Source organism: Pseudomonas sp. Z1-29, from assembly GCF_051131995.1.
In the GTDB taxonomy this organism is placed as follows: Bacteria; Pseudomonadota; Gammaproteobacteria; order Pseudomonadales; family Pseudomonadaceae; genus Aquipseudomonas.
Map to the genome: position 1 here is coordinate 2,652,986 of NZ_CP071645.1, position 18,329 is coordinate 2,671,314.

The 18,329-nt window shown below is 60.9% G+C and carries 15 protein-coding genes and 1 tRNA gene; 4 read left to right on the forward strand and 12 right to left on the reverse strand.

The window, feature by feature from the left end:
- Positions 1–75 precede the first annotated feature (75 nt).
- Positions 76–330, reverse strand: coding sequence for a DUF6555 family protein (locus J3P84_RS12250; protein WP_305500602.1), 255 nt, complete (start codon positions 328–330; stop codon positions 76–78).
- A gap of 237 nt (positions 331–567) precedes the next feature.
- Here J3P84_RS12250 and J3P84_RS12255 point away from each other — a divergent pair, with 237 nt between their 5' ends.
- Together J3P84_RS12255 and J3P84_RS12260 are read left to right on the forward strand one after the other, a co-directional pair.
- Entirely contained in the window at positions 568–1,467 is a 900-nt protein-coding gene (locus tag J3P84_RS12255) for a polysaccharide deacetylase family protein (protein ID WP_434630491.1), read from the forward strand.
- A 102-nt stretch (positions 1,468–1,569) separates the two neighbouring features.
- Complete coding sequence (locus J3P84_RS12260; protein WP_434630493.1) at positions 1,570–1,761, forward strand: DUF2188 domain-containing protein; 192 nt, start codon at positions 1,570–1,572, stop codon at positions 1,759–1,761.
- A 58-nt stretch (positions 1,762–1,819) separates the two neighbouring features.
- Here the strand turns inward: J3P84_RS12260 and J3P84_RS12265 are convergent, their stop codons facing one another.
- The 3 genes from J3P84_RS12265 to J3P84_RS12275 form a co-directional block, all read right to left on the reverse strand.
- The gene (locus J3P84_RS12265; RefSeq protein ID WP_434631278.1) at positions 1,820–3,577 is read right to left on the reverse strand and encodes a DAHL domain-containing protein; all 1,758 of its coding nucleotides are present in this window, start codon (positions 3,575–3,577) and stop codon (positions 1,820–1,822) included.
- A gap of 203 nt (positions 3,578–3,780) precedes the next feature.
- Entirely contained in the window at positions 3,781–4,638 is an 858-nt protein-coding gene (locus tag J3P84_RS12270) for an SPFH domain-containing protein (protein ID WP_305501228.1), read from the reverse strand.
- 122 nt (positions 4,639–4,760) lie between these two features.
- Positions 4,761–4,848, reverse strand: a tRNA-Ser gene (locus J3P84_RS12275).
- 124 nt (positions 4,849–4,972) lie between these two features.
- Between J3P84_RS12275 and J3P84_RS12280 the strand changes: the two genes are divergently transcribed.
- On the forward strand, positions 4,973–5,644 hold the full coding sequence (locus J3P84_RS12280) for a Bax inhibitor-1/YccA family protein (protein ID WP_434630496.1): 672 nt from the start codon (positions 4,973–4,975) through the stop codon (positions 5,642–5,644).
- 213 nt (positions 5,645–5,857) lie between these two features.
- Here the strand turns inward: J3P84_RS12280 and J3P84_RS12285 are convergent, their stop codons facing one another.
- Complete coding sequence (locus tag J3P84_RS12285) at positions 5,858–6,295, reverse strand: Lrp/AsnC family transcriptional regulator (RefSeq protein ID WP_434600994.1); 438 nt, start codon at positions 6,293–6,295, stop codon at positions 5,858–5,860.
- A 133-nt stretch (positions 6,296–6,428) separates the two neighbouring features.
- Here J3P84_RS12285 and J3P84_RS12290 point away from each other — a divergent pair, with 133 nt between their 5' ends.
- On the forward strand, positions 6,429–7,322 hold the full coding sequence (locus J3P84_RS12290) for a DMT family transporter (protein ID WP_434630498.1): 894 nt from the start codon (positions 6,429–6,431) through the stop codon (positions 7,320–7,322).
- A 13-nt stretch (positions 7,323–7,335) separates the two neighbouring features.
- Here J3P84_RS12290 and J3P84_RS12295 read toward each other — a convergent pair whose 3' ends face one another.
- The 7 genes from J3P84_RS12295 to J3P84_RS12325 form a co-directional block, all read right to left on the reverse strand.
- Positions 7,336–8,961 carry an NADP-dependent glyceraldehyde-3-phosphate dehydrogenase gene (locus J3P84_RS12295; protein ID WP_434630501.1) on the reverse strand — a complete coding sequence of 542 codons (1,626 nt, stop codon included), beginning with the start codon at positions 8,959–8,961 and terminating at the stop codon, positions 7,336–7,338.
- 195 nt (positions 8,962–9,156) lie between these two features.
- Positions 9,157–10,059, reverse strand: a complete 903-nt coding sequence (locus tag J3P84_RS12300) for an autotransporter domain-containing protein (RefSeq protein WP_434630503.1) — start codon at positions 10,057–10,059, stop codon at positions 9,157–9,159.
- 292 nt (positions 10,060–10,351) lie between these two features.
- On the reverse strand, positions 10,352–12,775 hold the full coding sequence (locus J3P84_RS12305; protein WP_434630505.1) for an autotransporter outer membrane beta-barrel domain-containing protein: 2,424 nt from the start codon (positions 12,773–12,775) through the stop codon (positions 10,352–10,354).
- A 165-nt stretch (positions 12,776–12,940) separates the two neighbouring features.
- The gene (locus J3P84_RS12310; RefSeq protein WP_434630507.1) at positions 12,941–13,741 is read right to left on the reverse strand and encodes an endonuclease/exonuclease/phosphatase family protein; all 801 of its coding nucleotides are present in this window, start codon (positions 13,739–13,741) and stop codon (positions 12,941–12,943) included.
- A 902-nt stretch (positions 13,742–14,643) separates the two neighbouring features.
- Positions 14,644–15,408, reverse strand: a complete 765-nt coding sequence (locus tag J3P84_RS12315) for a PIG-L deacetylase family protein (RefSeq protein WP_434630510.1) — start codon at positions 15,406–15,408, stop codon at positions 14,644–14,646.
- A gap of 244 nt (positions 15,409–15,652) precedes the next feature.
- A complete protein-coding gene (gene glgX / locus J3P84_RS12320; protein WP_434630513.1) occupies positions 15,653–17,812 on the reverse strand; it encodes a glycogen debranching protein GlgX in 2,160 nt (719 codons plus the stop codon).
- A gap of 146 nt (positions 17,813–17,958) precedes the next feature.
- Positions 17,959–18,312: a DUF2934 domain-containing protein gene (locus tag J3P84_RS12325; RefSeq protein WP_305500620.1), complete on the reverse strand. Its 354-nt coding sequence runs from the start codon at positions 18,310–18,312 to the stop codon at positions 17,959–17,961.
- Positions 18,313–18,329 lie beyond the last annotated feature (17 nt).

Genomic DNA, 18,329 nt, shown 5'->3' on the forward strand with positions numbered 1-18,329 from the left:
GTTGAGATATTTCTGATCGGTCGATATCCGGCGTACGACTGGACAATCGGTACGCCGGACGTGTTCATGTCTGTTTCAGCCTGACTCCCTGACCCAGGACGGCGCGACGGAAGCTCGCCAGCGCACATCGGTAATGCCATATTTTTCCGCCATGGGTTTGGAGACCCGCTTGACTTTTTCCCTGCCGAATTTGGGTATACGTCCGACACCCGCATCGCAACTGGCCCAGTGCCAAGCTTCGGAGTTATTCATCACTTCTGCACGAATGATGAAAGACTTGGGCTCGCCATGGAGCACGTAGTCGATGATGTAAAGCGATGGACCGCCCATAAATCCTCCCTAATTGATCCTATACGGATGGATACGGAGGCGTTCGGAAAATTCCATCGAATTTCCGGACGGTCAAAATCGGGGCGGGCAGGGCTGCCGCGTGAGATGTATCACACACCGTGAATGAAGGCGCTTATGGTGAGGAACCAAACCCGGTTAACCTTCTCCAAGGTGGGCTTCAACACCGGTGCCAGGGATCGAAGGCGACGCAGGTTTGGCACTGAATAAAGGCAGGACATGAATAAGATCGCCAAGGCACTGCTTGTGGTGCTGCTTGCCAACGGCCTGTCGGGATGTATCGGCCCGCCCATCGAGCTGACCGCGCAAACCGAGCAACGCTTGCGCGTCCAGCCGCCGATCCGTTTCCTCCTGACATTCGATGACGGTCCCAGCGCCTCATCCTTCTGGAACCCGAGCCTGGACGTGCTCGACGCCCTTGCGGACAACCCGGTGCAGCCGGGAATCAAGGCGCTGTTTTTTGTCCAGACGCGAGCGCCACGGGCCGGTGGCAGCGACATCGGTCGCTCGGTGCTGCAGCGTGAGCAGCGCGAGGGGCATGTCCTGGGTTTTCACACGGCTACCCATTGGCACACCAACCATCGATCCCTCGATCCCGATGAGCTGGAGCTTTCGCTTACCCACGGTGCAGCCGACATCGCCGCGGTTACCGGCGCACCGCCGACCCTGGTCCGGCCGCCATTCTGGAGCTATGACCCGCGCACCTTCGCCGCCTATCAACGGCATGGCATGCATGTTTTGCTGACTGACTTGAGCGCCAACGATGGCAAGGTCTGGGGCATCACCATGAGTCCTCGCCGGCGGATAAACCTGCTACGCCAGCTCTCGGAGGTGCGTGAGCGCATCGCCGCCGGGCAGTTGCCTGCGGTGGATGGAGTGATTCCGGTGGTAGTGACCTTCCATGACCTCAACCGCTATACCGCCCGTCATGCGCGGGAATATCTGCAGATCCTGATCGACAGCGCCCAGGCCACCGGATTGAAGACCTACGCGAAACCTTTCTATGACGATCGCCAGGCGCTGGAGCGCGCAGCGATGGCCCGGACCCTCAAGGACGCCACCCAGCCGGTGCGCCTGCCCGGTCTGTGGGATTGGTTATGGAAGCGCAATCCTGACTGAGGGGCGTTGACGAGCCAGCGTGGCGACGCTCGGTTGGCCCTTATGGGCGCACCGGGAGTAAGGTAGGCGCGGTAACCCCGTTTTCTTGAGGAGGTGACGATCATGAGTACTGCGATGCTGACCAAAATGCACATCAACGGCTATGACGTGCTCAGCGTGAACAGCGGGCCCTGGAGGGTCTGCACCCAGGCGGACCGGTTGGGTTCCTTTGCTTCGCGCGAAGAGGCGTTGGCCTATGCCGCCGCGTTGCCCGCCCGGAAACGCCGCAGCGCTGCGTCCGCGAACGTCAGGTAAACAGACGCTCCGTTGACTTCGCGGCGGGAGTAGACGCTCGCCGCGAAGTCAACCTGTCTCAGGAAAATGCCAGTTCCAACGGGATTTCCAAAGTGAACAGGGCGCCTTGCCCCGGTCCGTCGCTTTGAACCTGCAGGCGACCGTTCATCTCCACCGCCGCCAGGGCACAGCTGTGCAGGCCAAAACCGTGGCCATCCTTGCGGGTGGTGAATCCGTGGTTGAAGATCCTCGCCTGATTTTCAGGCGCGATCCCTTCGCCACGATCCCTGACGCTGACGCAGAGCGTTGTCTGATCGACGATGCGGACCCCCAGGGTCATTTCCCTTGGCGGCTCGACGTTGGACATGGCGGCCTTGGCATTGCTGATCAGATTGATCAGGATCAGCAGCAGGCGATGCTTGTCGCCCATGATCATCGGAATGTCCTGATAATCCTTGATCACGGTGATCTGGTGTCGGCTGAGCGCCCCCGAATTCATGCGCAATGCATCTTCGAACAGGTCGGCCACATTCAGCGGCTCGATCAGCCGCGCAGCCCCGGCATAGGTCTGCTGAGTCGTGACGATCTCCTTGATGTGGTCGATGCTTTTGGTCAGTTGCGCGAGTTCTTCAATCAGCAACCCCTGTTCGGTGGCGATGGAATCCACCAGTTCATTGAAATACCGGGGCAACAACTTGCCTTTTTCATCCTCGGTGATGAACTGACCCAGGTCCGTGGCATGTTCATTCATCATCCTTACCGCTTTGCCCAGCCCTTGCGTCTTGCTGTTCTTCAACTTGCGCGTCACCAGCTCCGCTGAGATGTTGACGCTGTTGAGGACATTGCCAACATTGTGTAACACGTTCGTGGCGATCTCGGCCATGCCTGCCATGCGCGCGGCGTCCACCAGCTCACGCTCGGCCTCCTTCAACTCGCGCGTACGCTCCTCCACGCGTTGCTCCAGCTTGTCGTTGGACGTTTGCAGCTCATGGTTGATCTGGTTGATGAGCGAAGAACTGCGCACCAGCCGTACGGCGAGGTAGATCATCAAGAGCGCCATCAGACTGGCGCAGACGGCCAGGTACATATGATATTTGCGATCGATCGCGGCCGTCCTGCGCTGCGTTTCGTTGAGCAGCTCGTTGATGCTGTCCAGTTCCTGGGCGACGGGGATGACGCTGATGCGATCCAGCAGATCGTTGACTACTGGCTGTTCCTGGATGACGGTCTTGACGTGCCGGGTCAGTGAGGTGAAAGCCGGCCGATAGGACGAGGGCAACTGGTCGATCCGATGTTCGAGTTCGCTTAGCTGTTCTTGCAGTTCGCTGGCTTTGTCCGAGGTGACATAAAGCGCGTATTCCAGTGTGGTCAGCGCCAGGTCGAGAACGCTGGAGGCTGCCGTCAGCCGAGCGATTTCTCCGTCATCCTTCATCTGTTGCAGCAGCGTCTGAATTTCATCCTCTACCGTCGGAAGTGCATCCAGGGAGGCGCGCAGATTGGCATTGTGCTGCTCGAACTGTTCCACCAACAGGGTCTTGTTCCTGACCGCGTCCATGTAACCGTTGCGTCTCGACGCCCAAAGTGCAGCCAGTGGACCGGAACTGTTCAGTTGCTCCAATTGCTCCCATCGGCTATGCGCGTCGGCTGGCGGAGCGAGTGACAGGTTGTTGCTGACGCCTATTTTTTTCCTGAGAATCTTCACGTTCCAGTTGGCGTCGGCTTGTTTGAGCTGACGGATGAAGTCGCGTGACTCGAAGAAGGTCGCGGTGTCGCCCGTGTAGGACTTGATCAGGAAGAATATCAGGGCTGAAAACACAACCAGCGCAGTGGCCAACAGGGCGGGCCATTTGTATTTCTTGATAAGGGAGACGGGGTGTTTCGTCGAGCTGCTTTGGCCTGGGTACACGTAGAGCTCCCTGCTAACGTTCAAACGTCGGATGCGTCAGTGAGCAAAGTGTAGCGTCAACGAGGCGGACGGATGTGCTCCGGGCACACTGTGCTGCGAGGAGGCGCGGCCAGGACTGGCCGCGCCGAGGGGCATTACTTGTTGAGATCGATGAAGGGCAGCGCGGTGTTGGGCAGCATGGTGGTGGGCAGCTCGCCGTTCCAACGCTCGGCCTTGGTCAGCTCAACCAGGTTCTGGTTGCTGGCCAGCGCCTGGGCGCGCGCCTTGATCGCCTCGGCTTCAGCCTTGCCGCGCAGCTCGGTGGCCAGCGCGTCGGCCTTGGCCTGGGCAACTTGCGAATCGGCTTCCGCCTGGGCCTGGGTCACCCGAATCTGAGCCTGCACCTGCTCGGTGGCGAGCTGCTGCTCACGAGTCTTGACCTGCACTTCAGCGGCCATGCGCGCTTCGATGGCTTTTTCGTAGGCGTCGCTGAAATCGATGTTTTCAACCTGGACGCTGTCGATGATCACCGGCCCGGTGATAGTTGCCTTGATCGCCGCCGAAATATCATTGACCAGTTGCACGCGGTTCTGCACGGCGGCGACGGCGTTGAACTTGCCGAACACGTTTTCCACCTGAGTCGGCACCTGGCGGCTGATCATCCGGTCGCGAATGCCTTCCAGGTCCTTGAACTGGGTATAGACCTTCGCTACATCGGAAGGCGCGATATGCCAGGACACGGACACCTTGAGCTCGGCTGATTGCTGGTCCTTGCTGTACGCCTGCAGGTCGTCATAGGACGTCACCTGGCTCTGTGTGCTGATCAGGCGGACCGACTCGATGAAAGGCGTCTTGAACGACAGGCCCGGCTCAACCACCCCAACCAGGGCGCCGTTGCGCAAAAGCACGCCACGCTCGGTTTCATCCACCGTGTACCAGCTGCCAAAGAACACGCATAACAGGACCACGCCGATAATTGCCGCGACGATCGAACCGATGGTTTTGCTGGTCACTTTACTTTCCTTGAGTGGGGTAGGGGATGGCATGCACTGTTTCCTTTGTGAAGACCGTCACTGTTTTTTCAAACGCCAGACACGAAAAAGCCCTGAATGATCAGGGCTTTAACGTTAGAAGATGGCGGAGGCGATGGGATTCGAACTCATGGACCTGTTACAGTCGACGGTTTTCAAGACCGTTGCCTTAAACCACTCGGCCACACCTCCGTACTGCGTTGCGGGCGCCATAATACCCGAATGAAACACACTGTCAAACTCTCTACGTAGCTTGTTACAGAGCGTCTGTTATTATCCTTGCCACTGAATGTTTCAAAACCGGAGGAGTGTCGCCATGCGCGAACAGGATTACGCAGTGAACAACAGCGTGCAGGCTGAGCAGCTAGAGGTTAGCCGCGTCCTGCGCAACACTTATGGCCTGCTGGCACTCACGCTCGCTTTCAGCGGTGTGATGGCCTTCGTCGCACAACAGATGCGTGTCGGCTACCCGAACATCTTTGTCGTGCTGATCGGTTTCTACGGCCTTTTCTTCCTCACCAACAAGCTCCGCGATTCGGCCTGGGGCCTGGTTTCGGCCTTCGCCCTGACCGGTTTCATGGGCTTTTTGCTCGGCCCGATCCTCAACCGCTACCTGGGCATGCAGGGCGGCGCCGAAGTGGTCAGCTCGGCTTTCGCCATGACGGCGTTGGTGTTCGGTGGCCTGTCGGCCTACGTGCTGATCTCGCGTAAGGACATGAGCTTCCTGAGCGGTTTCATCACCGCCGGTTTCTTCGTGTTGCTGGGTGCGGTAGTGGCCAGCTTCTTCTTCCAGATCAGCGGCCTGCAACTGGCGATCAGCGCCGGCTTCGTGCTGTTCTCGTCGGTCTGCATCCTCTACCAGACCAGCGCCATCATCCATGGCGGCGAGCGCAACTACATCATGGCGACCGTCAGCCTGTATGTATCGATCTACAACCTGTTCGTCAGCCTGCTGCAACTGTTCGGGTTGATGAGCCGCGACGACTGATAGGGCGGTGACGGCTGTCATGGCCTGAGCTGTTCAAGTAAAAAACGGCGCTTTCCCGAAAGGGAAGGCGCCGTTTTTTTGTACTCGGATACCGGCCCCTGTGGGAGCGAGCCTGCTCGCGAAGAGGCCAGCACATCCAACATCTTCATCGACTGTGATATTGCTTTCGCGAGCAGGCTCGCTCCCACAGAAATGCGGTCACTTCGAAAGCCCTTACTCCATCGGCGGCAAGCGCCGCTTGACCGGTGTCTTCTTGACGATCGCCGTATTGGTTTCGGCAAGCACATTCAACTTGTCCAGCAGCACATCCAACTGCTCCATCGAGCGCACGTGCAGTCGCGCAATGAAACAGTCTTCCCCCGTCACCTTGTCGCATTCGGTGAATTCGCCGATGGCCTGGATCTGCCGCTCCACTTCTTGCAACTGCCCCGGTAACGGACGGATGCGCACGATGGCCTGAAGTTGGTAACCAAAGCACTTTGGATCGACCTCGACGGTGTAGCCCTTGAGCACGCCACGTTCCTCCAGCCGGCGCAGGCGTTCGGCAACGCTGGGGGATGAAAGGCCGCTCAGGCTCGCCAGGGCCTTCAGGGAACGTCGTGAGTCTTCCATCAAGGCGCTGATGAGGATCTGGTCGATGTCGTCAGTCATTTTCGCTCCGTTAGGCAAATGCTCGAAGTTGCCTTGATAAAAAAGGTCGAAAGCCAGTCTAGCCTTTTTCAAACCATGGAGAAGCACCCAGGCGGGTCGGCATACTGTGTCCATTCACTGAAGGAGCCTGAAGATGGACAAGACCCTACGCCGCGGTTCGCTCGAAATGACCGCCGCCATGCTGATTTCCGGAACCATCGGCTGGTTCGTGCTGGTGTCCGGCCTGCCGGTGCTGGATGTGGTGTTTTGGCGCTGCGTGTTTGGCGCCGGCACGTTGTTGCTGATCTGCGCCGGTTTCGGTTTCCTGCGCCGGGATATCCTGACCCGCACGACCTTCCTGCTGGCGGTGCTCAGTGGTGTTGCGATCGTCGGTAATTGGGTGTTGTTGTTCGCTTCATACTCCCGCGCTTCGATCGCCATCGGCACCGCGGTGTACAACGTCCAGCCCTTCATGCTGGTGGGGCTGGCCGCGCTGTTCCTGGGAGAGAAGATCACTGCGCAGAAGCTGTTCTGGCTGGCGGTGTCGTTTCTCGGGATGCTGGCCATCGTCAGCGCCCACGGCGAGCAGGGGCAGGGAGGCGAGGATTATCTGGTGGGTATCGCCCTGGCGCTGGGGGCGGCATTCCTGTACGCCGTTGCGGCGTTGATCATCAAGCGCCTGACCGGCACGCCGCCGCACTTGATCGCGTTGATCCAGGTCGCCACCGGCATCCTCTTGTTGGCGCCATGGGCGAATTTCTCGGCCTTGCCGCAGCAACCCGAGGCCTGGGCCAGCCTGCTGACCCTCGGCATGATTCACACCGGCGTGATGTACGTACTGCTGTACAGCGCGATCCAACGCTTGCCGACTGCCGTGACCGGCGCTCTGTCCTTTATCTACCCGATCGCGGCGATCTTTGTTGACTGGCTTGCCTTCGGCCATCGCCTCGAGCCGCTGCAATGGCTCGGCGTGGCGGCGATCCTGCTGGCGGCTGCCGGCATGCAACAGGGCTGGGGCATCAAGTCGCGCCGCCCAGCCCTGAGTTGAGGACCGATGCTGATCAGAAGATGTAATCGGTGGTCAGGAAGTTCGAATCCCGCTCACGAATGATGTCGCTGATCAGCGCCTTGTTGTTGTCTTGGAACTTGGTCGCGACCAATGTGCGGATCGAAAAGGTCCGCAGTGCGTCGTGAACCGACAATGTGCCCTCGGCGGAGTTTTTCCGGCCGTTGAACGGGAAGGTGTCCGGGCCACGCTGGCATTGGGCGTTGATATTGATGCGTCCGACCTGATTGGCGAAGGTGTCCACCAGCCTGCCGACTTCGGCCGGGTGGGTGCCGAAAATGCTCAGTTGCTGGCCAAAGTCGGACTCGAGGACGTAATCGATCACGGTATTGACGTCGCGGTACGGCACGATGGGCACGACCGGGCCGAACTGTTCTTCGTGATAGACCCGCATGGCGGTGTTCACCGGATAGAGTACCGCCGGGTAGAAAAACGAAGCCCGGGATTCGCCGCCGTGCTGGTTCATGACGCCGGCACCCTTGGCGATCGCATCGGCTACCAGCGAATGCAGGTAATCGACCTTGCCCGCTTCGGGCAATGGCGTCAGTGCGACGCCGTCTTCCCATGGCATGCCGGGTTTCAGCGCAGCGAGCTTTGCATTGAATTTCTCGATGAACGCCGGAGCGATGTCTTCGTGGACGAAGAGTATCTTCAACGCGGTGCAGCGTTGGCCGTTGAAGGACAGCGAACCGGTCAGCGCCTCGCTGACGGCATTGTCCAGGTCGACGTCGGGCAGCACCAGGCCAGGATTCTTCGCGTCCAGCCCCAGCGCGGCACGCAGGCGATGCGGGCGCGGATGGAGTTTCTTCAGGTCGCTGGCGGCCTTGTTAGTGCCGATGAAGGCGAATATGTCGATCTTGCCGCTGGCCATCAGGGCGCTGACGGTTTCCCGGCCGCTGCCGTAGATCACGTTGATCACGCCGGCGGGGAAGCTGTCGCGAAAGGCTTCCAGCAGCGGCCGTACCAGCAGTACGCCGAGCTTGGCCGGCTTGAACACCACCGTGTTGCCCATGATCAGCGCCGGAATCAGCGTGGTGAAGGTTTCGTTCAACGGATAGTTGTAAGGGCCCATGCACAGGGCCACGCCCAATGGCACGCGACGGATCTGTCCGAGGGTGTCCTGTTCCAGCTCGAAGCGGCTGGATCGACGGTCCAGTTCCTTGAGGGCATTGATGGTATCGACGATGTAGTCGCAGGTGCGGTCGAATTCCTTCTGGGAATCCTTGAGGTTCTTGCCGATCTCCCACATCAGCAGCTTGACCACCGCCTCACGCTGTTCGCGCATCCGCGCCAAAAAAGTCTCGACATGACGGATGCGTTCGGCGACACGCATGGTCGGCCATTGGCCCTGGCCGCGATCATAGGCCCGGACGGCAGCGTCAAGGGCCGTGAGGGCGGTCTCGGCATCCAGCAGTGGCGTGCTGCCGAGAATGACCTGTTCATCGCCGTCGGCGCCGGCCAGGTACACCGGGCTGCGCACCGTGGCGAGCGGACCCTGCCAGGTCTTCAGGACGCCATCGACCAGGTATTCACGCTGCTCCACCTGGCCTTCGAGGCGGTAGGCTGGCGGGATGTCGGCGGCACCGGGGAACAGATTGGCGAGGAAGTTGGCTGTGGTCATGTCGTTACTCCATCAATGAAATGAGCCATGGGCTGCGGCAGGCATGAATCGCTTTTAGCGTTATACGCCTTAATGGAGGTGTTTTTTAAGTGTGCCAGGACGCGAGGCCATGCCATTCACTCCGCCGAGCGCAATGCCCGCGTGGCGAAGATGCCGGTTTCTCGCCACGAGGGAGCGGCTTTGAACGGCGAGCACTTACCAGCGCATCCGCACGCCGAGGCTGGCAATGACGCCATTGAGGTCGTTGTCGTCGACGTCGCTGCTGTAGTCAGCGCTGACATACAGGCTTACCACCGGCGTCACCCGGGCCACCAGCCCCAGGCCCACCTCAACGGTAGAAGCCTTGCGGCTGCTGCTGATTTTTTCGACCTTGTCCAGGCTCAGGGTGTCGGCGCTCTGGACCGTGTGCCACAGGTTCGTGCGCACGTAAGGCTCCACGCCCAGGCCGTTGACCTGGTACGTACCTTTGAGTTGGGCGCCGACGCGGCCGCTCCAGCTGTTGAGTTTGTTGTTGTTGCCATTGCCGGCATTCGGTGTGTCGAGTGTGATGCGCTGGTTGATCAGTTGGGCCTGGGGTTCGACGATCCAGTTATCGCTGATGCCGATGGGAAATCCGCCCTCGACCGACAGCGTGACGGCGTTGCCCTCGGTGGCCTGGCGCTGGCCTTGTTCGGTCAGGCTGTAACCATTGACGCGTCCGCCGCTCGCGCTCAAATCCAGGTGCCAGCCTGCCGGACCGGTCAGGCTCCAGTAGGCGCCGAGGCTGGGGCCCTGCAGGTTCAGCGCATCCTTGCCGGGATCGCTCATGGCCGGTGTAACCAGCAGTCCGCCATGGTTGGAAGTGATCTGGTGAAAAGCGCTGATCAAACCCATCCGTTGGGTGTGACCGCTGTCGTTTCGCAGGGTAAGCAGGGCGGGGCTCCTGCCCGTTACGGCGTCGTTGTCCGTCTGGCCGTCGGCTGGCATTCGGTCATACCAAAGGGAAGCCGGCCGCCCGGCGGGCTCGGCCTGGAGCTCCATGGAGGAGCACAGCAATAACGAAGTGGAGACGGTGCAGAGGGTAGCTTGAAGGGCTTGGGGGCGCTGGGACGTTTTCATGGGGGCCTGCCTTGCAATCGCATGTATCTCTCGCTCAGGGCGTCTCTCCTACCCCGAATGAGGGGCGACCGAATGGGTTGGGGCAAGCCTCGGGCAGCCCGTCGTAACGGGGTTCCAGAGGCCTGCCCCTGACTGTGTTTCCGGGGGTAGTACGTTGTAGTCAAGAGGACTGATGCGGGTGCGTCAAGAAAATGGCCGACCAGTGGCACGCTGAAATCAGTGGTCAGTAAATGGCTGATTACAGTTGGTTATTTTTGACTCTTATCAGGCGTCAATTAGTCGCCATCCTCGATCACCAACTGATTCGCACACCGACATTTCCGGCCACGCTGCGTTGCTGGTTGCTGTCGAGGTTATTGCCGTAGTCCACTCCGGCATAGGCGCTGACCGCAGGCGCAAGGCTGACGATGACGCCCGCGCCCAGGTCGGCGGTTGAGCTGCGTTGTTGGGTCTCGATCCGTTGGGCGTCGTCGAATGTCACCGTGTCGGTGCCAGAGAACGTGTGCCAGACATTGGCCCGCAGGTACGGCTCCACCGGCGTGTCGCTGATCAGGTAGCGACCCTTGAGACGGGCACCGAGCCGGCCGGTCCAGGCGCTGTCGGAATCGAATTCGACTCTGGAAATCCCATCATCCTGGGTGTCCAGGGAGATCTTCTGATGGATGATCTGTGCCTGTGGCTCGACGACCCAGCCACTGCCCACGGCAAATGGGTAGCCAGCTTCCGCCGAAAGGGTCAGCGCATGCCCGCGATTATCCAGCTTGAGGCCGCGCTCGGAGCGGTTGTCCCCATTCAGCCGGGTGCCCATGACCACCGTGTCGATGTAACCACCGGAGGGAGCGGTCAGCGTCCAGTACAAGCCATAACTGTCGCCGTCGAGTTCAACCTTGCCGGCGCGCCGCCCTTCGAACCCCAGGTTGTAGCCGTCGACGTTGCCGTTCAATTCGCTATGGCCAACGAAAAAACCGATGCGCTGGGTCTGGCCGTCGAAGACCGGCGCGCTGTAAAGGTCGTTGCCCACCTGGAAGCCCTTGATGGAGCCGTCGAACCTCGGTGTCACCGTGCCGGCCCAAGTCTGATCGAGGTCCTTGCCGTAGACTCGGCCCCAACCGGCCCCGAAGGCGCCGGTTTCCGTCAGCAGGCGTTGGTCGCCCTGGCGATCATGGAACGTGCCCAGGGCCATCAGGGTCAGTTGGGCGGCGACGGGAGGCAACGCCGACCAGACGGGTACTTCCGGACGGTACAGCGCAATGGGCGCTGCGCCCGGCACGGCGACGGGCAAGGCCGGCAGCGTGGGGCTGGCCACGGCGATCGGACCGGCGACCACGGTCGAGCGCAGATACCAGCTGTTTTCATTACCGGTCACGCCGCCCTTGAACAAACGGTAATCAAACGCGCCGGCCGACACCGAACGCGCCAGTGAAAAAGCCCCGCTGTCGCTGACGGCGCCGCCCTGAGCCTGGACCAGCTCGATGCCGTCGCGGGCAGTCAAGGCACCTGCACCGCCGATGTTCGTGACGGTGATGGCCGTGCTGCCGCCGAGCGTGCCGGCGTTGACGATCAGCTTGTCGCTCGGCGAGTCGTCTGCACCGAGCAGCGTCTGCAGGCGCAACTGGCCGCCATTGCCGACGTAGTTGCCTTGTACGGTAAGGGTGTCGCTGGTGTGGGTGTTGCCTGCGCCGAGGTCGATGGTTCCGGCATTTTCAAGCGTCGCCATCTGGCCAGCAGTGAACGGGCGAATGCTGCCCTGGCTGGCCGTCAACAGGCTGCTTGCGTCGATGTTCAGCGTGCCGGTGCCGGTGATACCGTCGCCCAAGACCAGCGTGTCGCCCAAGTCCAGGCGCGAGCCTTGGGTGAGGCTGACCGATTCCCAGTTGAGGTAACGGGCGCCATCGCCGGCCGTGCTGGCCACAAAAGCCAGTGTGTCCTGGCCCAACCCCCCATCCAGGCTGGGTGTGGTGGCGAGCAGGGTTTTATCCAGGTTGCTCAACAGCGCCGTGTCGTTGCCTTCGCCCATCAGGATGGCGGAACGGATGAGGCCGCCGCTCCACTGCAACTGGTCATTACCGAAACTGGCTCGAACCTCGCCGACGATCTCGCCCCCGCTCACGGCAATACGGTCGTCACCGCCACTGACACTGACGTTTCCGCCGATGCGTCCCGCGCTAACGATAATGGTATCCCGACCAAAGCCGGTCACCAGATTGCCAAGAATCTGCCCACCTGACATGTCGAAAATATTATCGTCGAGTTTCATGTCGACCCGGCCGATGGTGCCGCCGGTCATTGTCGCTTGGTCTCCGTCTTCGAACGCGCCGACGATGGTGCCGCCGGTCATCAGGAACGTATCGAGCCCATCGCCCTGGGCCAGTGACTGGATGCTGCCGCCGCGCATGACAAAATCATCGGTGCCCGAGCCTTGTCGCACGTCGCCTGCCACGATGCCGTCGGGATTGATCTCGACGTAATCGGCTCCGGCGCCGAAGGTGACGTCTCCCTGGATCACACCGCTGCCATGGGCCGGCATCGTCAGGCGGTTATCTCCCGACAGGTCGCTCAATCCAGGGCTGGTGCCGCTGTCGCAGACATAGCTGTCATTGCCTGCCGTCGGCGTCAGGGTGCATGCCGCCATGGCGGGCGATGCGTCCAGCAACAGCGGTGTAGTCAGCCACAAGGCATTGAACAGCCGGTTGACGCCATGATTGCGCAAGTTCATCCGCTTTCCCTCAGCATCGGCATCCGTGGCATGCCGCAATCCAGCCTCGGTTGCTCTACAGAAGGCTCACGGGCCTCGCAACGCTTGCTGTATATGGGGCACGCTAACAACGGATGATGAGGGTCGCTACTGTCAGATCTTACAGGTCAGCGATGGTGACCGCGGCTACAGGTGCACCTCCACCGACAGCGGCAAATGGTCGCTCAGGTGTGTCCAAGGTCGGTTGCCGAGAATCTGCGGCGCATGGCTGGTGGCGTTGCGCAGATAGATGCGGTCCAGGCGCAGCAGGGGAAAACGCGCCGGATAGGTCCTGGCCGGGCGGCCATGGTGGTGTTCGAAGGCTTCGTGCAGGTAGCGGCGGCGGGCGAGGGTGGTGTTGCCGCGCAGCTGCCAGTCATTGAAATCCCCCGCAATGATGACGGGCGCGTTTTCGGGCAGCGAATCGAGTAGCTTGCAGAGCAATTGAAGCTGCAGTTGGCGATGGCTTTCGAGCAGGCTCAAGTGAACGCAGATCCCATGGACTTCGGCGTGCCCTGGCACGTCCAGCACACAGTGCAGCAACCCGCGCCGCTCCGGGCCGGTGATGGACACGTCCAGATTGCGGAACTGGCGGATCGGATATTTTGAGAGCAGGGCATTGCCATGGTGGCCGTCGGGGTAGACCGCGTTCCGGCCATAGGCGAAATCGCTCCACATGCTGTCGGCGAGGAACTCGTACTGCGAGGTCTGGGGCCAATTGTCATAGCGTGACGCGTGGCGGTCGTGTTCACCCAGCACTTCCTGGAGAAATACCAGGTCGGCCCCCGTGCTGCGTACCGCTTCGCGCAATTCGGGCAGGATGAAGCGGCGGTTGAGGGCGGTAAACCCCTTATGCGTATTGACCGTCAGGACCCGCAGCCGATGAACCGCCGCAGATGCATCCGCCGCCGCGGGTTGCTCGGCCTGCCAGTTGGAATCGCCAGCCACGTTCGCTCCTGAATCAGATATATGTGTTCATGCGACTGACGACGGCTGCGGCAGTTCCGGAATTGTTGAATGTGGAGTCCGCGCCATCCGGAGCACCCAGGCACAACACAAAATCCTGTGGGAGCGAGCCTGCTCGCGATGGCGGTGTTTCAGGCGACAGGGATGCTGAATGGACTGGCCTCTTCGCGAGCAGGCTCGCTCCCACAGTGGAGCTGCGCCATCCGGAGCTCCAGGCACAACACAAAATCCTGTGGGAGCGGGCTTGCTCGCGATGGCGGTGTTTCAGGCAATGAAGATGCTGAATGGACTGTCCTTTTCGCGGGCAGGCCCGCTCCCACAGTGGAGCTGCGCCATCCGGAGCACCCAGGCACAACACAAAATCCTGTGGGAGCGAGCCTGCTCGCGATGGCGGTGTTTCAGGCGATGAAGATGCTGAATGGACTGGCCTCTTCGCGGGCAGGCCCGCTCCCACAGTGGAGCTGCGCCATCCGGAGCATCGCTTTAGACCTTGATCTTGATCTTGATCTTGATCTTGATCTTGATCTTGATCTGGGGCGCCCCGTTAACCACGCTGGCCGAACGCAGGCATTGCGCAGTGGGCAACCCGGCATGGATGCCGGGTTAGCCGCGCTGGGCCATGGATGGCCCTTCGCGGCGGGCCCACGGAGCAATGCCGGAGTGAGGGCACACCGAGCCCAGGCGAGGTGCCGAGTGGTGGGGCGAAGCGTTTTTGGTTACTTTTGGCGCTTTTCCAAAAGTGACCCGCTGTAAGAGCGGAACCATAAGCGGCCGTTACCAAAAAAATGGATATGTACCCAATCAAACCGCCTTCGCGAGCAGGCTCGCTCCCACAAGGTTGTGGTGCCCGGATAAACAGGCCCTAGCCACAGGACGGGAACTGATCAGATGAAAACGATTTCGTACGGCATGCCCATGCGGTCGAGAATCACCCGCGGTACCAGCGGTGCGATACCGCTGGCCGGTTCACCGTTGAGCTGGCTGGAGTAAGCATGCATGGCGTGGCGCTTGCGGGCGGTGGTCCAGACATCCAGACGCAGTTTGCGAGCCCGATGCCAGGGGATCCTCTTCTGTTCGCGGAGGGGCCAATGCCACGCCCATACCGGCAGTTCATTGAACACCGCACCGATAACTTCGGCTGCCAGGGCTCCTGCGCGTCCGACAGTGTCGTGATCGCTGTCGCCGTCCTGGCGCCAGGTGCTGAATACCACGTCACCGGGGCGAAGATGATGACCGATGAACGCGGCCAGTGGCTCCTCGTGCTCGGCCAGGCTCTTTTCCGGGAAGCCGCCGCGCACCCATTGCAGGCCGTTGGGCGGCACACCCAGGCGATGCAGGGCGTCGACGCTTTCCTGGGGGTGGGGGCGGAACGTGCGCAGCCGCTCATCGTTCCATAATGGCGAACCCGGGTGGCCGAGGCTGCCGTCGGTGACGGAGATCAGTAGCATGGGATGGTCCAGGTTGCTCAACAACTGGAGCAGTCCCCCGCAGGCACCGACCTCGTCGCCCGGGTGCGGGGCAAGGATGACCGCGCGGGAGCCGGCGGATATGAGTGTCTGGGTGCTGATGATGGGAATGTCGGCCAGTTGCGGCGCGCTGTTCCATATCTGGGGGTGCTGCCGGCGTTGCAAGCGGGAGGCGGGTTTCATAGAGGCTACGTCCTTGTGCTGTTCAATCGTTCAGTCATGCACCGGACCGACTGCCCGGCGTCGCCCCGCAGGGCTGACTGTGATTCGCGGCGCTCCGAGTCCTGGAACCGCCGTACGCGAAGTATTGACTATGCTGGCGGTTTCGTCGCGTCAGATTGCGTATCTGATCCGCTTTTTTTATTCGAACTGCGTCGTGTGAGCGACCAGAAAAACCGCGTCCCTGCGGTTTTGTCGATTTGCCGTCTTATTCCTCTTCGTCGCGTTGCAGCTCGAACAACAGCAACGAGCGGCCGGTCACGGAGTATTCGGCATCAAAATCGAAGCGCTCCTGGCCGCGCACCGTCGGCTGGTTGGTGTCCACCATGCACGTCCAGAAACTGCCTTCCGGCACTTCCGGCAAGCGGAAGTTGACGATGTCATGGTGTGCGTTGACGACCAGCAACAAGGTGGCGTCGGCCCCCTTGCGGCGGATACCGGTTTCCTGGGCGCGCCCGTCCATCAGCATGCCCAGGCAGCGGTTCTGGCCGTCCTGCCAGTGTTCAATGGTCATCTCGTTGCCATCCGGGGCCAACCAGGTGACATCCTTGACGCCGATGTCCTCGTTGTAATTGCCCACCAGGAAGCGTCCGCGCCGCAGGATCGGGTAAGTCAGACGCAGCTTGATCAGACGCTTGACGAACTTGAGCAGCGCCGCGCCATCCTCGCTCAGGTCCCAGTTGACCCAGCCGATCTCGCTGTCCTGGCAGTAGGCATTGTTGTTGCCATGCTGGGTGCGGGCGAACTCGTCGCCCGCGACGATCATCGGCGTGCCTTGGGCGAGCAACAGCGTTGCGAAGAAGTTACGCATCTGCCGGTGGCGCAGCGCGTTGATCTCGGGATCATCCGTCGGACCTTCGACGCCATGGTTCCAGGACAGGTTGTTGTTGCTGCCGTCCTGGTTGTTTTCGTCGTTGGCTTCGTTGTGTTTGTCGTTGTACGACACCAGGTCGTGCAAGGTAAAACCGTCGTGGGCGGTGACGAAGTTCACCGAGGCATAAGGGCGGCGACCGCGCTGGTTGAACATTTCGCCCGAAGCGGTCATGCGGCTGGCGAAGTCGGCGAGTTGGCCGTCGTCGCCTTTCCAGAAGGCGCGCACGGTATCGCGGAATTTGTCGTTCCATTCGACCCAGCCCGGTGGGAACCCTCCGACCTGGTAACCTCCAGGCCCGCAATCCCAAGGTTCGGCGATCAGTTTCACCTGGCGCAGCACCGGATCCTGGCGACAGGCGACGAGGAAGCTGTGGCGTTCATCGAAACCGTCATGGTAGCGACCCAGGATCGTCGCCAGGTCGAAGCGGAAGCCATCGACGTGCATTTCGGTGGCCCAGTAGCGCAGGGAGTCAGTGACCATCTGCAGCACACACGGGTGGCTCAGGTCGAGGGTGTTGCCGGTGCCCGAGTCGTTGATGTAATAGCGCTTGTCGTCGGGCATGAGCCGGTAGTACGAGGCATTGTCGATCCCGCGCATGGACAGGGTCGGGCCCTGTTCGTTGCCCTCGGCGGTGTGGTTGTAGACCACGTCGAGAATCACTTCAAGATTGGCCTCGTGCATGTGCGCGACCATTTCCTTGAACTCGGCGATCTTGCCGCTGGCCAGGTAACGCGGGTCAGGGGCAAAAAAGGCGATGCTGTTGTAGCCCCAGTAATTGGTCATGCCTTTGTGCAGCAGGTGCTGGTCGTTGACAAAGGCATGGATGGGCATCAGTTCGACCGAAGACACGCCCAGCTTGCGGATATGTTCGAGTACATCGTCGACCATCAGGCCGCCGAAGGTGCCACGCAGGTTCTCAGGCACCGCGGGATGGCGCATGGTGATGCCGCGCACATGGGTCTCGTAGAGGATGGTCTTGTCCCACGGCACGCTGACGCGATGGTCGTTGCCCCAGGTGTGGGCCGGGTCGATGACCTTGCACTTGGGCACGAAAGGGGCGCTGTCGCGTTCATCGAAACTGAGGTCGCCGTCGGGGTGACCGATGGTGTAGCCGAACAAGGCCTCGGACCATTTCAGTTCTCCCACCAGCTGTTTCGCGTAGGGATCGATGAGCAGCTTGTTGGGGTTGAAGCGGTGGCCATTCTCCGGATCGTAAGGGCCATAGACACGATAGCCGTAGATCAGCCCCGGATGGGCATCGGGCAGATAGCCGTGGTAAATCTCGTCGGTGTACTCCGGCAACTCGATGCGTTCGAGTTCGACTTCGCCGGTGTCATCAAAAATACACAGTTCGACCTTGGTGGCGTTGGCTGAGAACAACGCAAAATTGACCCCCAGGCCATCCCAGGTCGCGCCAAGCGGAAACGGCAGCCCTTCACGAATCCGCGAAGCCTCGATAACCGGCGGCGGCGTGGTGTTTTTTGGACGGGTCATAGTTGCTCCTGCAAAAGACAGATTCGGTGATGCGACGCACGCAGGACTGCGTGCCTTGCGCTTGTGGCGAGACGATAAAGCGTCATGCCACAAGCAGGCCCCTTCGCTGGAAGGAGCACGGGCTTGAGAACGATGAGTTCGCTGGATCAGACCGCCGGTGGTTTGCGCACCGCTCGTGGCTTCTTCGCGGCCGCCTTGTCGGCGGGCGGGACCACTGCGGCAGTCGCCGCGGAGGGTTTGGCCGCAGGCTTGGCCTTGGGTGTGGTGTTCTTCGCAGCGGTCTTGGTCGCAGCGCTCTTGGCGGGTGCCGGCTTGGTGCCGTCGGTCTTGCTGGCGGCGGTCTTGCTCGCTGCTTTCGGCGGCTTGCTAGGCGCCAGTGCCTCGGCTTCAGCCAGTTTGCGCGCCATTTCCCAGTGACGTTTTTCCTGCCCGGCGGGCTTACCCTCGGACTCCCAGATCTGATAGGCAAATTCACGAATGCGTTTATCGTCGGTACTCATCGCAGTGCTCCTGACTA

Bases quoted from the DNA above. Each gene is read 5' to 3' on its own strand.
- J3P84_RS12250 (WP_305500602.1), bottom strand. From the start codon at position 330: ATGGGCGGTCCATCGCTTTACATCATCGACTACGTGCTCCATGGCGAG.
- J3P84_RS12255 (WP_434630491.1), top strand. From the start codon at position 568: ATGAATAAGATCGCCAAGGCACTGCTTGTGGTGCTGCTTGCCAACGGC.
- J3P84_RS12260 (WP_434630493.1), top strand. From the start codon at position 1,570: ATGAGTACTGCGATGCTGACCAAAATGCACATCAACGGCTATGACGTG.
- J3P84_RS12280 (WP_434630496.1), top strand. From the start codon at position 4,973: ATGCGCGAACAGGATTACGCAGTGAACAACAGCGTGCAGGCTGAGCAG.
- J3P84_RS12285 (WP_434600994.1), bottom strand. From the start codon at position 6,295: ATGACTGACGACATCGACCAGATCCTCATCAGCGCCTTGATGGAAGAC.
- J3P84_RS12290 (WP_434630498.1), top strand. From the start codon at position 6,429: ATGGACAAGACCCTACGCCGCGGTTCGCTCGAAATGACCGCCGCCATG.
- J3P84_RS12295 (WP_434630501.1), bottom strand. From the start codon at position 8,961: ATGACCACAGCCAACTTCCTCGCCAATCTGTTCCCCGGTGCCGCCGAC.
- J3P84_RS12300 (WP_434630503.1), bottom strand. From the start codon at position 10,059: ATGAAAACGTCCCAGCGCCCCCAAGCCCTTCAAGCTACCCTCTGCACC.
- J3P84_RS12305 (WP_434630505.1), bottom strand. From the start codon at position 12,775: ATGAACTTGCGCAATCATGGCGTCAACCGGCTGTTCAATGCCTTGTGG.
- J3P84_RS12315 (WP_434630510.1), bottom strand. From the start codon at position 15,408: ATGAAACCCGCCTCCCGCTTGCAACGCCGGCAGCACCCCCAGATATGG.
- glgX (WP_434630513.1), bottom strand. From the start codon at position 17,812: ATGACCCGTCCAAAAAACACCACGCCGCCGCCGGTTATCGAGGCTTCG.
- J3P84_RS12325 (WP_305500620.1), bottom strand. From the start codon at position 18,312: ATGAGTACCGACGATAAACGCATTCGTGAATTTGCCTATCAGATCTGG.